We start from the raw sequence: 13525 nt of genomic DNA on the forward strand, positions 1-13525 counted from the left end.
ATGACTGTACTTACGATGAGGATATGCCCTAGCTTGGTGCTTTAGAACATGCAGTTGAAAGAGCCCCAGGTTATGAATAGATGGATAAATAAAAAAAGCCTACCCCTAGGCTTTTTTTTATGTATGGTTTGGATGCGTTACAATGGAGTGATGAAGCTCCCCATGATCCCCTTATCATTTACACACCAAAGCATTGCTTATATCAGATCCCCTTATGATGCTTTGCGTTTCTCCCAGAAGCGCTTCTCTCTCGTTTGGCTCAACGCCATAAATCCCAAGTGAAACGCACCCAATTGTCCCTTGAGAGCGCCTTTTGAAAGCACTTTCAATATAAGTATTATCGCAGAATTTATGTGCTTCGACAACCTTTTTTTAAAAGATATTGAGGAGAAAAGATAAAACAAAAAAGGGCGAATGACATCGCCCTTTCCATTAGTTTTCTTCTGGATTCCCATAAAGCTCTTCAAGTGGCTTCATGATAATTTTATTTAATTCACCGATAAGAACACTCACACGTTGTTCTGCTTCCATCAACTGAGAGATTTTGTCGTGCTGCTGAACAAGAGCAACTGTTTTTTGAGCTTGCTCCACTTCTTCTTGTGTGATCTCTTGACCAGTCATTTGTTTTTGTTGAAGGTTTACTTGAATGTCACGGAAGTTCTCAAACATTCTTTTAGAGGACTCATCCGCGTTTACCTCATCATAAAGATTTCTTAAAGTTGAATATTCTTCGCTATGACGCAATGCTTTTTCAAGGTCATATGCAACATCATAAAGATTTACAGACATGTTATGTCTCCTTTCTATCCGTTATCACCGATATGATCGGCGGACACCACTCCACTATAACAAACTATGGCTTTCGTTTCACATATATACAATGAATTCATTAAAATTTCTATAGCTTGTCTTAGAATAGCGCCACAAAAACAGCCTGGATAGCACCAATCATCCCGCCTAAAAGACCGCCTAGAAATGTGATCATCTTCAGCTCCTTATTAGAGATGCTGACTACAAGCTCTTCCATTTTTTCAAGCGGGAAAAGTTCAATTTGTTCACGAATGATATCTTCAAATTGCAGCTTTGCAAGCAGACTCTCTAAAGCATTTGAAGCCGCTTCGATCCCCTTATCAATCAACACTGGCGCAAAATGTGTTTTAAGGTCATCCGCTACAGCACTGACATATGTTCCAACTGGTTTGTCTAATATCAGCTTTGTAGAAAAATGAGAAAGCAATTGATTTTTCACACTAAAAATAAGTTCCTTCACATTCCATTTTTCATCAAGCTCATAAAGAGAAAATTGCTTCACCTTGTCCCATTCTTGAACAAGTAAATCTGCTAAAAATCTTTTTGTTTCTGCATTTCTTAAGAACTTGATAATTTCTGGATGCACACGGTCAATTAAGCTTGAATTCCCTAGAAACATTTGGACCATACTGCCAAGCATTCCCCGTTCTTTTAAGAAATCATCAATCATATTGCCAAGCCTGGCTTTGCCTTCATCACTTTCAAAATAATGAATGCCTCTCTTTAAAATATAATCTGCTGCATCTGGAATTTTTGATGATATTTTGGTTTCCACTTCTACCGGGAGCAATTCAGATAAAGTTTGCTCGTTATATGTTTCAAGCAATGAAGCGAGCTTCTGGTCAGACCACTGATGGAGCCATCTATCTGCTTTGACATCAGCCTGTGAAAAGCCGAATTTTTCTAGCAGTGAGAATACGGTGATCTCCATATTTGCGCCTTTGTCAATATATCGATGGAATGTACGCAGGATCTCCTGCTTTGCCTCCGATGATTCAAATCGCCTTTGAATACCTTCTGGCGTGAGCAAATGCTCCATAACCATGACACCAACCTGCTTGGCTACTTCGTCTCTTCTTTTAGGAATAAGCCCTGGTGTAAATGGAAGCTGTTTTCCGAATAAGTAATATGGCTTATAAGGCCGAAAAAGCATTTTAATTGCAAGATGGTTTGTCGCTGCTCCTATGACTGCGCCGATAACAATCATAAAGATAAACGTTGTGAATATATTCAAAGTCGTCATCTACCTTTCAAACAACACCCGAGGTTTATTGTTTTGATCTATACGTATTATAGTTGTTGTCAAGTTCCCAAGCAAATGAAGCATGCAGCGAGACATATGATCAAGCGATCTGTCGTAATGATAAAGGAGCGTAAGCTTTATGTAAAATCATAAAAAAATGTTTTTTGATGGTAAAAAAAGAAGTTGAAAAGAAGGTGTTTTTTAATGACAACATTAGGTATTGCGAGCCTTTCTCCGCAGTATGAAGAGGCATTCACACGGCAGCTCGCCAAAGCTGCCTCTTCTTATCGTTTAAAGGTTGTTCGTTTTACACCATTTGATTTAAAGCCGGCTTCAAATTTGATACAAGGCCAAACATATACGAATGGCCAAGGGTTTGCTGACGCACAATTTCCGATTCCCGACTTGATTTATGACCGATGTCTTTATCGGCATGACGCACAATCTAAAAAAGCAAAACCCATCATGGAATGGCTAAAAAAATATCCAAAAACAGATTTTTTGAATACCGGTATTTCAAATAAAATGGTGCTATTTGAGCAGCTCCGTCTCCTCTCTGCTTCACAGCCATATTTACCTGGCTGCTTTTTATTAAAAGAGCCCTCAGACCTGATCAATATGATAGGGGAGTACGGCGCTGGCGGTTATTGTAGAATGCAGCCTCTCTCCCATCAGCATGCAGCATCTACTTACTTCATTTCCTTTGATGGCAAATCAACATTTACTGTTCAACTAAGTTCCAATCAAACCATTACATTTTCTCGTACGTCAGATCTGGAGCGCTGGTGCAAAAAATATGCAGGCCGGTATTTCCTTCAATTTTTCAACACGAATGATCAAAAAGAAATTTTATTCAATGAAATCAAGATTTTCCTTATGAAAGATTCACAAAATCAATGGAAACGCATGGGAATTCACACAAAATCACCTGCAGAAAATTGTCTTTTAAGTCATACACAAAAATCAGCTCCTGTGATAGGCTTTGAACACTATCTAAATACATTGCAGCCACACATCAAGGAACTCCTTTTAGATGATATTGCATCCATTCAGGCATCAATCCCAGCTTATATAGTTAAAACTTACTCTCCTTGCTTTGAATTCGCAGTAGACTTACTTCATACAAGTGAAGGCAGACTTTTCATATCAAATATCAGATCAAAGCCAGGGCGGTCCGCTTTTTTAAATGTTTATCCTGAGAAGGAACACGAATTGATTCGTATCATTCTTGAACATGCGCAATCGATAAAGTCTCAACCGAAGGAGGTTTCTTATGAACAGAAAGCGTTGCATCATCGCCCCACACCTCACAAGTGAAAAAACAATTCATCTTCCCGTCCATTATAAACAGAAAGATGCCATCTATTCTCTTGCTCTAGGGTCTCGTTTAGTAGATGGCTTCAACATTTCCTATCATCAGCATCCAAATAAAATTTTATTATCTGAAGATCTATACAGAGGTTTACTGATTCCTTACCAATCAAAAGCTGATGTGATCATTATTGACCATACACTTTTTATAGGGCCGTTGATGGGCATTTTCACTGCAGGTTTTGAGCAAAGTACACAGCCATTAGGAACGAGATCAGAATTTTTTATCAAACTGCTGCACTCTTTCAGGCAGCATCCTGGTTTTGCCTATCTTTTTGGGTCACATTCTATTGATTGGGAAAAAGGAATTGTAGAAGGACTGTTGTACCACGAAGATTCATGGGTTAAAAAACAGCTTCCCCTGCCGTCAGTCATTTATGACCGGCTTCCAAATAGAAAAGCAGCTCAGTCGGCACTCATTCAAGAAACGAAGCGAAAACTCACCCAAGACTATGATATCCCTTGGTTCAACCCTTACTTTTTTAATAAATGGGAGATTCATGAACAGCTATTAACAGATGAAAAAACATGGTCCTTTCTCCCACATTCTGTACAATTAGATCCCGTGGACGCTCTTAGTAAAATTGAAACACTCCTCCATCTGCATCAAGTTATATACTTAAAACCAACAAAAGGAAGTCATGGAGACGGGATTTATCAGTTAAAAAAGGAAAACGACGGAATCACTGTATTCTCAAATTTCGGAAATTCTATTCCATATGATTCAATAGATCAGTTTGTTCAAAGGCTGCGAAAGGATCATACAATTCATGATTTTATTGCACAACAAGGCATTGAGCTTCTTCAAATAGACAATCAACCGATGGATTTCAGAGTTCATACGAATAAAAATAAAGAAGGTGATTGGACAGTCACAGCAGCAGCAGCAAAGGTTTCTGGAGATCATACCATCACGACTCACCAGTTACACGGGGGAACGGTGAAAACACTTTATGCTGTCTTTCCAGAAGAAAAGAAACGTTTGCAGATTTTACAGCAGCTTTCTCATACTGCCATCATGCTTAGCCAGGTGATAGATAAAAAAATGACCGGGCATATTGGTGAAATCGGTTTTGACTTAGGCATTGATCAAACAGGTGCAATTTGGATGTTCGAAGCAAATTCTCGCCCTGGCCGAGAGATTTTCCAGCATGTCTCTTTGAAAAAATCAGAATGGCTGATTGGAAAAAGAATCATGGATTACGCATCTTACCTTTCAAAAACGGCACTCACCACTTCAGATCACGCGAACGTCTACTGACGCTTTTTTGTCACATGTCAGTGCTCTTAAATCTATGCTTTTTCTATGCTCTTTTCATGAGATGAGATACAATGAAATCAAGTTCAAGGTTGTTTCCGTGTTGTCGTGTTTGTTTATTGTTTCATCAATAAAAGCAAGGAGGCAATGATGATATGATTTCTCATTTTCAATGGAAACCCCTTTTTAAGAAAGCACAATTGCCAGGCTGGAAAATATCCTTTTTCCACAATGGTGCACACTATGAAGGCATCTACCACAAAACAGGTGACATTGAATGGGGCTCTCAGCTTCCGCCCCATGAAGTAGAACCAACTTTAAAAGAAGAAATCCACGAATTAATGCTGTTCCATGTCTATGATTAAACTGTTTAAGGAGCCCCGCCATGTTAGAAAAATTAAAACTTGTTTACGGAGACCATATCATCAGCACACCTACTCATGACAAACAATTTCTTTGGTATCAAACAGACGAAGGTGAAATATTTGGAGTAAACAAATCGGAGCTTTCAGAAAGAGAAACACTCCTTCTCAACTCTTTTCTTACACCAATTGATCTATTTCAAAAAGCGCAGACCGAGGATGAACAAAAATGGTTCAGCTATCTTTTTGAAAACAAACCACTAACTGTCCAACATCCCGTCCGTGTTTATTATTTTCAAATGATCCATCAAGAAGAACAAAGACAGCAAATAAAAGAGGCTGTGAATAACAGCCTCGAACATACTCATTTCATATGGACAGGCCCTGAAACAGCTATGCTGATTCAACCAAATGCCACATCAGAAAACAGTCAATTAGATCAGTTAAATGATTTGTCTCTGGCTATTACAAGTGATTTTTTAACAGACTCAGTCTTTATACAAGGACAGCTGCATTTGCCAAATGACCATTTACAGATGAGGTTATTAAATGAACAACAGCTATTTTTATACCATATGCAGCAAGAAAAGCTTAGATCAGGGGCTGCCACATTTTATCAATGCCTGCCTTCGTTCATTTGTTATGATGCATCCGCACTCTCTCATGCTATTTCAGATGCTTTTAAAGAAGCGGTCTTTGACCGGGATGTTTACCGAACTCTTATGACCTATATGCAATGTAATTTAAACGCATCCAAGGCAGCTAAAGCGTTATATGTTCACAGAAACAGTCTTCAATATCGAATTGATAAATTTATTGAGCGCACTGGGCTAGATATACGACATTTTCCAGAAGCATCCGCTGCTTATTTGATGATGACTCTACTCGATCTTTCATAAAGAATGAAGACATGAGCACCCTGCCCAAAAATGAAAATAGGATGTTGTGCACGTTGTCCATTTACAGACTCTTCCTCATTTTATACACTTTATTTACTAGTAAAGCGCTTTCAAAAAAAGAGGGACTGGGGAGGCTGACATCTAATGGCTGAAATGATGCTCAATCAAATTTATAAAGTATACGATAACAAGGTAACAGCAGTAGACAACTTTAATCTACATATAGAAGATAAAGAATTTATTGTGTTTGTTGGTCCATCAGGCTGCGGAAAATCAACAACCCTTCGCATGATTGCAGGTCTAGAAGAAATATCACAAGGAGACTTTCTGTTAGATGGAAAACGGATGAATGATGTAGCGCCGAAAGACCGGGATATCGCAATGGTTTTCCAAAACTATGCATTATATCCTCATATGAATGTGTACGATAATATGGCTTTTGGATTAAAGCTTCGGAAGTTTCCAAAAGCAGAAATTGATGAGCGGGTTCGAAATGCCGCTAAAATATTAGGGCTTGAGCAATATTTAGACAGGAAACCAAAAGCACTGTCTGGAGGTCAAAGACAGCGTGTTGCACTTGGCAGAGCGATTGTACGTGATGCAAAGGTTTTTCTTTTGGATGAACCGCTTTCTAATTTAGATGCAAAACTCCGTGTTCAGATGCGTGCTGAAATTTCTAAGCTTCATCAGCGTCTGCAAACGACATTTATCTATGTGACACATGATCAGACTGAAGCCATGACAATGGCAACACGCCTTGTTGTCATGAAAGATGGTTTTATTCAGCAGGTAGGAGCTCCGAAAGATGTATATGAAAACCCAGAGAATGTGTTTGTAGGTGGATTTATCGGCTCACCTGCGATGAACTTTTTTACAGGAAAGCTCTCTGACGGTGCCATTGCGGTTGGAAAAACTCATATTCGTGTACCAGAAGGAAAAATGAAAGTATTACGCAGCCAAGGCTATATTGGAAAGGATGTCATTTTAGGCATCAGACCAGAAGATTTTCACGATGAACCAGTATTTATAGAGGCGTCTGAAGGCACAAAAATTCATGCTGACGTAGAAGTAGCTGAATTAATGGGGGCAGAAACGATGCTTTATTCTTCTATCGATGGTCAATCGTTTATTGCACGTGTTGATTCTCGTACCGATGTACAGGCCGGACAGTCTATCCCTCTTGCGATTAATATGAACAAAGCCCATTTCTTTGATTCGGATACAGAGCTGCGCATTCGCTCAGCAGAATAAAAAGATATATAAGCAGCACCATCACTCATCATTGGGTGATGGTTTTTGTATGTTAACACAACATTTACCATGTTCTTTTTTCGTATGTTTTTTTCGGAAATAACCATAATACTTAGTACAAAGCAGTTACTGCATTGGGTTTCGCCAAGTGGCAAATGACTTGATCATTTCGCTGGTGCGATTCCAGCAAACCCAACCAAAAAAACAAATCATATACAAAAAGGAGAATCACATCATGGCTAATTCTAATAGTTCAAACCAATTACTAGTTCCTGGAGCAGAGCAAGCGATCGATCAAATGAAATACGAAATCGCTTCTGAATTTGGTGTAAATCTTGGAGCAGAAACAACATCTCGTGCTAACGGTTCAGTTGGTGGAGAAATTACAAAACGTCTTGTGTCTTTCGCTCAACAAAACCTTGGCGGAACAAAAGCTTAATTTCATATCTGGATCATAGAAGGCACCTCTTATGGTGTCTTCTTTTTTTGTTTTTATCCCTCACCAAATTCCTTTCAGCTCATATCATGTAGTAGAAAGGAGCGGATCTTCATGGACATTTTTTCTGGTATGAACTTTGAACTTTTACAATTTGTAGGGATCTCTCTATTATGTGAATATGCTCATAGTATTCGGTCCTTTCATCTTTATAAAAAAAGCATCACATAAAAGTTGTACCAATTTGGGTTCTTTTCACTTATAGTATGTAGTGGAGGGATCGAACAGATGAAAATAGCTCTTTTCGGTGCTCATGGACGTGTAGGACAAGCATTTCTTCGTTTCGTTCAAGTAGATGAACGTTACATGGTTCGTTCATTGATTCGGACAAACCGAGAAGAAATGCTTGCGGGTATGTTTCAAGTCACCGGCAATTCAAGAAATCGAGAAGATGTGCTTGAGACAATCAAAGGAGCAGATATTGTTGTAAGCTGTCTATCAACAGATGGTGATGATACATTATCTGTTTCAATGGAGCATATCGTACAAGCCATGAAGCAAACAAATACATCAAGAATTATTACAATTGGTACAGCAGGTATTTTAAAAGCAAGGCAGCAGCCGGAGCTTTACCGTTTTGAAACAAATGAATCAAAGCGGACCACTTCCCGAGCAGCTAAAGAGCATGCGAAAGCGTTTGAAATCCTTCAATCGACTGATCTAGATTGGACCATTATTTGTCCAACCTATTTACCAGATGGAGAAGTGACACGGTCATATCGCTATGAGAAAGATTTTCTCCCTATAGATGGAAAGAAAATTTCAGTTGAAGATACCGCACACTTTTTATATCAGCAGTTAAATTCGAAGGAGTTTGTACATCAACGCGTCGGCATCGCTTATTGATGATGTTGCCTGTCCAAACAATATAACCAGTAAAAGTCGAGGACAGGACCCTCGACTTTTTCATGCAAAGGAAAGAGCCTCTTCCAATTGAATGAGGCTCTTTTTTTCTACTATTCATCAGCTGTTTGCAACAGCACCTTTTTGCAGTTCATACATTTGTGCATACAGCCCTTCTTGCTGCATGAGTTGTTCATGACTGCCACGCTCGACGATTTCACCTTTTTCTAACACCAAGATCATATCGGCTTTTTTAATAGTGGATAATCGGTGAGCGATCACAAAAGTCGTTCGTCCTTCTTTAACTACATCAAGCGCCCGCTGAATGATCGCTTCTGTTTCTGTATCAATGTTCGCGGTGGCTTCATCTAAAATTAAAATCGCTGGATCGTATGCCAATGCGCGCGCAAATGAAATCAACTGACGTTCCCCTGAGGAAAGGGTGCTTCCCTTTTCAACGACTGGTTCATCAAAGCCTTCTGGCAGGTGCTTCAATAACTCTGCGGCACCTACTTGCTTTAATGAGGATTCAATCGTTTCTCTTTTGATGTCTTCATTTCCTAAGCTCACATTGGAAGCAATCGTTCCAGAAAATAAATACGGGTCTTGCAGCACAATGCCCATTTGTTTACGCAGCGTTTGGCGCGACTGATCATAAATGCTTTCGCCATCTATGAGAATGTCTCCTTGCTGAATGTCATAAAAACGCAGCAGCAAGTTCATGATCGAGCTTTTCCCAGAACCAGTATGCCCCACAAGTGCAACCGTTTGACCTTTCTTCGCTTCAAACGTAATGTTCTTTAAGACATTTTTCCCTTCATTATAAGCAAAGGTGACATCTTTGAACTGAACGTGTCCCTCCAGCTTCTTCTGAACAGGTTCTTCCACTTCTGTTCCTGGTTCATCTAATAATCGGAAAACCCTTTCTGATGAAACCCTTGCTAATTCCAACCTAGAGAACTGATTCACAATGCCTGTAATCGGCTGGAACAATCGATTTAAATAATCGACAAACGCATAGAGCACACCAATGGACACAATGCCTGTCGCACTTAGCGACGCACCGCCAAAATACCAAATGAGTGCGACATATGCTAAATTTCGCAGCAGGTTAACCAAGTTATGTGAAAGAAGTGAATTTAAATGCAGCATCTTTCGCTGATATCGAAAGTGATTGTTGTTCAGCTCATCAAATTCCTCTTGCGTCGCTTTTTCATGACGAAAGGCTTGAATGATTGTCATCCCTTGAATGGCTTCATTTAGTTTGGCATTGATTTCACTGATGATCGAACGAATGCGGTGATTGTACACCGATGCAAACTTTCTATAAGTCATCGACCATAGGAAAATAATCGGTACTGCGACCAAACAGATGAGTGCCAGCTTCACATTTAATAAAAACATGGCAATGTAAATCCCAATCATGTAAATAGCACTTGTCACGAAATTTGCAAGGACTGTTACATATAAATCACGAATGGTTTCCGTGTCATTTGTAATCCTCGCGACAACCTTTCCAGCCGGTAAATTATCAAAATATCGGATCGGCAGCGTTTGGATGTGCTCAAATACATCTACCCTCATTTTTTGAATAATTCGATTTGCAATCCTCTGGAGCAAATAATGCTGCCCATACTGAAAGAAAATCGCAACGATGAGCAGTCCTAGATAAAATAGAACAAGCTGCACCAAACCACTGATTTCTGGCTGATAAAAAGCGAAAATCTCCTCTTTTGATAAACGCTTTACCTCATAGGTTTCACGCTCGTTCCCATTATCAATGGTGAGCTGATCTCCCGATATTTTTCTGTTTCCATCAAAACGAATCGGCTCATTTACAAAATAGTAACCGAACCCGACTTGCACTACATTGATTTGCTTTCCAGAATCCATTCCATTATTTAATCGATCGCTTCGTATATAGTTATTTCCCTGGTAATAAACGGTTTTGTCTGTCTTTTCATTGACCTCGACATACGGTTTTTCTACACCTAAAATATGATCATCAATCATTTTCTTCCCAATAAACGGCCCTGTCAGCTCAGCACCAACTGCAATCATTAGAAAGATTAAGGCAACAGACAATACTTTCTTATATAGGAGTGCGTAGGCAAGGAGTCTTCTTCCTGTTGTCATGCCTCATCCCCTCCTTCCAGCTGATTTGTTAGCTGCTGACGCAAAAATTGTTCTTTGTACCACCCATCCTGCTGGATGAGCTCGTTGTGGGTGCCCTTTTGGACAATGCGTCCTTCTTCCATGACAAGAATGAGATCGGCATGTTCAACAGCTGATAGGCGATGAGTTGTAATAAACGTCGTTTTGCCATGACGGTTTTGTCTTAGATTTTCTAGGATAGCGGTTTCTGTTTTTGCATCTACCGCAGACAATGAGTCATCCAGAATTAAAATGTCTGGATCAATTAATAAAGCACGTGCAATGGATATTCGCTGTTTTTGTCCGCCTGACAGCGCCACACCTTTTTCCCCAACCATGGTTTCCAGACCCTCTGGCAAAAGGCGTAAATCCTTTTCAAAGTAAGCATCTTTGATTGCTTGTGCTAACTCATCTTGTTTCGCGTCCCGATGACCAAAGCGCATATTCTGTTCCACGCTTTTTGAGAAAAGTATATGATCCTGCGGTACGTATCCGATCCATTGAAATAACTGATCTAATTCAATGTCTTGGATCGGAACACCTGATAGCAAGATTTGCCCATCACCTGCCGGGTACTGGCGCAGAAGCTGTTTGACAATGGTCGTTTTGCCGCTTCCCGTTTTGCCTGTAATCCCAATTGTCTGCCCTTTTCGAACGGTAAAGGACACATCAATGAGATTATCTTTAGATGAGGTTGGATATCTGAATGTCACATGATCAAAGTCAATATCTCCAGGCTCTTGTAACGTTTTCGGCTGAGCAGCATCTGTTACGTCCGGCTTGTAGCTGAGTGTATGATTCAACCGGTCTAACGACGCATTTCCTCTTTGCATAATATTAATCAATTCGCCGATCGCAAACATTGGCCAGATCATCATGCCAAGATAGACGTTAAATGCAACAAGCTCCCCAATGGTTAAATCACTTTGGAACACGAGGTATGCTCCGTAGCCGATTCCGATTAAGTAGCTGATCCCCACAAGTAATTTCACTGTCGGCTCAAACAAAGAATCAATGATCGCTACTCGCATGTTTTTTTGAAATACATCATCTGTCATTTCTCGAAAGCGTTCGACATCTTGTTTCTCCTGCACAAAAGACCGAATGACCCGGACACCTGCCACTGATTCAAGAACGCGATCGTTCATATCACCAAATGCATCTTGAGCGACTGTAAAGCGCTCATGGATTTTGCTTCCATAAAACGCAATCAAGAGCGCCATCAGCGGCATAGGAATAATCGCCATTAAGGTTAATTTCCAGCTAATCGTCAGCCCCATCGTAAAGAAGATCATCAGCATATAAGCAGTGGAATCAACCAAGGTCAGAACGCCAAAGCCTGTTGTTAAGGCCACAGCATTCAAGTCGTTTGTACCTAATGCCATTAAGTTGCCCGTTTTTTTCTTTTCATAAAAGGTAGGCGTCATCTTAAGCAAGTGGCGCATCAGTTTCCCACGCATCACACGCTCCATGACATTTGCGCCGCCAAATAACTGATACATCCAAAAATATGTAAGTGTATAGACGACGACACCTAGTAAGCAAAAAATGGTCACATAAAACACAATACTGGATGTTGTAAATTGACCAGAACGAATGTCATCAACTGCCTGGCCAAGGTATCTTGGCGGTAGCATTTCAAGCACATTCACAATGAGCAGGAGCGTAATAGCAATCGTATAACGCCTCCACTCTTGTTTAAAGAACCAGCCTAATTTCGCAAATACTGAAAACATGTTTGTCTCTCCTTTTCAAGCTAGCCGCTTTCTAAATTTTCCTGCAAGTCACCTTGTTTCGTTTTTTGAGCTTTTGTCATTTGTCTTGATTTTGGCTTGTTCACATGCTTTCACTCCTCTTCATTTACTTGTTGTTTTTCATCCCTTTATTTCGAAATGCGAAATGAATTCAACAAAAAAAGAGGCCACCAGCTTGCTGGTACGCCTCTTTTCGTCATGTAAAAAGGCGCATGTTGACAAATACGCAACATACGCCTTGATTCATCCGATCAATTGGAACAGACGAGTTCCTTTTCCATGACCAATGAAGGTGTAATTGTCACGTGAATCAACCCATTCATGCAGTTTGATTTCATTCTTCCAATGTTGCACATGACATTTCCTCCTTTTGGCTCTTGAATCTTTTTTTATCTTATAGTGGCTGTCACTATTTTGTCAATAAATATTTTTCAATAAATGAAATTTTCTAACAAAAATCATTCTCCTTCATGTGTATCTTTTTCTATTAACGGGTATACCATGAGTGTAAAGACTCCTTTTGAAAGGAATGAGGACATTGTTTCAAGCTGATCGGATGGTCGTTGCGTTTGATGGACATGAAGACAGTAAGAAAGCATTAAAAAAGGCAATCGCTTTAGCTAAAACCTTACATGCCAAGCTGACCGTTACCTATGCACATGATGGCAAAACAGACAGACAGGTGTTTGATGTGCCGCGCCCAATGACTGGCGGAGCTTATATCGGCGGCGGTACGGCAGATCTTCAAACACCCCCTGTATATGTACCTCATGATGAACAGCAAAGTCCCTTGATTTTTGAAGACCATACAGAAGAGGTCGTTGCGGAAGCAAGAATGCTTTTAAATGAGGAGCAGTTTGAGGCTGCCATTGAAATTGTAGAGGGAGAACCAGCGGAAGCGATTATCGAATATGCGGAGGAAATATCAGCAGACCTCATCGTCATGGGAGCACGTGACCAAAGCAGATTGAAAAAAATGCTGTTTGGCAGTGTGAGTGAAAAGTTATCAACAAAATCAGATATACCTGTGCTTATTGTGAAATAAATGCATCACAAAAGGCTGTAAACATTAGTTTACAGCCTT

At 40.0% G+C, this 13525-nt stretch carries 12 protein-coding genes; 8 read left to right on the forward strand and 4 right to left on the reverse strand.

From position 1 onward, the window contains the following. Positions 1 to 432: 432 nt before the first annotated feature. Both EV579_RS04535 and EV579_RS04540 read right to left on the reverse strand, forming a co-directional pair. Positions 433 to 789: a YlbF/YmcA family competence regulator gene (locus EV579_RS04535; RefSeq protein WP_024425750.1), complete on the reverse strand. Its 357-nt coding sequence runs from the start codon at positions 787 to 789 to the stop codon at positions 433 to 435. 121 nt (positions 790 to 910) lie between these two features. Then, entirely contained in the window at positions 911 to 2044 is a 1134-nt protein-coding gene (locus tag EV579_RS04540; RefSeq protein WP_133744028.1) for a DUF445 domain-containing protein, read from the reverse strand. Between the two features lie 213 nt (positions 2045 to 2257). Here EV579_RS04540 and EV579_RS04545 point away from each other — a divergent pair, with 213 nt between their 5' ends. The 7 genes from EV579_RS04545 (at position 2258) to EV579_RS04575 (ending at position 8536) form a co-directional block, all read left to right on the forward strand. Next, positions 2258 to 3370 carry a YheC/YheD family protein gene (locus EV579_RS04545; RefSeq protein ID WP_133744029.1) on the forward strand — a complete coding sequence of 371 codons (1113 nt, stop codon included), beginning with the start codon at positions 2258 to 2260 and terminating at the stop codon, positions 3368 to 3370. Beyond that, complete coding sequence (locus EV579_RS04550; RefSeq protein WP_133744030.1) at positions 3327 to 4685, forward strand: YheC/YheD family endospore coat-associated protein; 1359 nt, start codon at positions 3327 to 3329, stop codon at positions 4683 to 4685. Before EV579_RS04545 ends, EV579_RS04550 begins: the two co-directional genes overlap by 44 nt. A 152-nt stretch (positions 4686 to 4837) precedes the next feature. Beyond that, positions 4838 to 5047: a YheE family protein gene (locus tag EV579_RS04555; protein WP_003211787.1), complete on the forward strand. Its 210-nt coding sequence runs from the start codon at positions 4838 to 4840 to the stop codon at positions 5045 to 5047. A gap of 20 nt (positions 5048 to 5067) precedes the next feature. Then, positions 5068 to 5943 carry a helix-turn-helix domain-containing protein gene (locus EV579_RS04560; RefSeq protein WP_133744031.1) on the forward strand — a complete coding sequence of 292 codons (876 nt, stop codon included), beginning with the start codon at positions 5068 to 5070 and terminating at the stop codon, positions 5941 to 5943. A gap of 144 nt (positions 5944 to 6087) precedes the next feature. Then, complete coding sequence (locus tag EV579_RS04565; protein ID WP_024425745.1) at positions 6088 to 7194, forward strand: ABC transporter ATP-binding protein; 1107 nt, start codon at positions 6088 to 6090, stop codon at positions 7192 to 7194. 235 nt (positions 7195 to 7429) lie between these two features. Next, positions 7430 to 7633, forward strand: a complete 204-nt coding sequence (locus EV579_RS04570) for an alpha/beta-type small acid-soluble spore protein (protein WP_024425744.1) — start codon at positions 7430 to 7432, stop codon at positions 7631 to 7633. Positions 7634 to 7918: 285 nt separating this feature from the next. Beyond that, positions 7919 to 8536, forward strand: a complete 618-nt coding sequence (locus tag EV579_RS04575) for an NAD(P)-dependent oxidoreductase (RefSeq protein ID WP_073204529.1) — start codon at positions 7919 to 7921, stop codon at positions 8534 to 8536. Positions 8537 to 8653: 117 nt separating this feature from the next. Here EV579_RS04575 and EV579_RS04580 read toward each other — a convergent pair whose 3' ends face one another. Continuing rightward, the gene (locus tag EV579_RS04580) at positions 8654 to 10669 is read right to left on the reverse strand and encodes an ABC transporter ATP-binding protein (RefSeq protein WP_044333755.1); all 2016 of its coding nucleotides are present in this window, start codon (positions 10667 to 10669) and stop codon (positions 8654 to 8656) included. Then, positions 10666 to 12423 (reverse strand): multidrug ABC transporter ATP-binding protein BmrC, encoded by a 1758-nt coding sequence (gene bmrC, locus EV579_RS04585; RefSeq protein WP_073204526.1) that lies wholly within the window; start codon positions 12421 to 12423, stop codon positions 10666 to 10668. The genes EV579_RS04580 and bmrC overlap by 4 nt, the downstream gene beginning before the upstream one ends. 556 nt (positions 12424 to 12979) lie before the next feature. On the opposite strand from bmrC, the gene EV579_RS04590 reads away from it, so the two are divergent. After that, positions 12980 to 13486 (forward strand): universal stress protein, encoded by a 507-nt coding sequence (locus tag EV579_RS04590; protein ID WP_024425740.1) that lies wholly within the window; start codon positions 12980 to 12982, stop codon positions 13484 to 13486. Positions 13487 to 13525: the final 39 nt, after the last annotated feature.

Origin of the sequence: Bacillus sp. BK450 (genome assembly GCF_004364885.1) — a bacterium.
Taxonomy (GTDB): domain Bacteria; phylum Bacillota; class Bacilli; order Bacillales; family Bacillaceae; genus Bacillus; species Bacillus safensis.

Coding starts and splice junctions, on each gene's coding strand:
- EV579_RS04535 (WP_024425750.1), bottom strand. CDS start 789: ATGTCTGTAAATCTTTATGATGTTGCATATGACCTTGAAAAAGCATTG.
- EV579_RS04545 (WP_133744029.1), top strand. CDS start 2,258: ATGACAACATTAGGTATTGCGAGCCTTTCTCCGCAGTATGAAGAGGCA.
- EV579_RS04550 (WP_133744030.1), top strand. CDS start 3,327: ATGAACAGAAAGCGTTGCATCATCGCCCCACACCTCACAAGTGAAAAA.
- EV579_RS04555 (WP_003211787.1), top strand. CDS start 4,838: ATGATTTCTCATTTTCAATGGAAACCCCTTTTTAAGAAAGCACAATTG.
- EV579_RS04560 (WP_133744031.1), top strand. CDS start 5,068: ATGTTAGAAAAATTAAAACTTGTTTACGGAGACCATATCATCAGCACA.
- EV579_RS04565 (WP_024425745.1), top strand. CDS start 6,088: ATGGCTGAAATGATGCTCAATCAAATTTATAAAGTATACGATAACAAG.
- EV579_RS04570 (WP_024425744.1), top strand. CDS start 7,430: ATGGCTAATTCTAATAGTTCAAACCAATTACTAGTTCCTGGAGCAGAG.
- EV579_RS04575 (WP_073204529.1), top strand. CDS start 7,919: ATGAAAATAGCTCTTTTCGGTGCTCATGGACGTGTAGGACAAGCATTT.
- EV579_RS04580 (WP_044333755.1), bottom strand. CDS start 10,669: ATGACAACAGGAAGAAGACTCCTTGCCTACGCACTCCTATATAAGAAA.
- bmrC (WP_073204526.1), bottom strand. CDS start 12,423: ATGTTTTCAGTATTTGCGAAATTAGGCTGGTTCTTTAAACAAGAGTGG.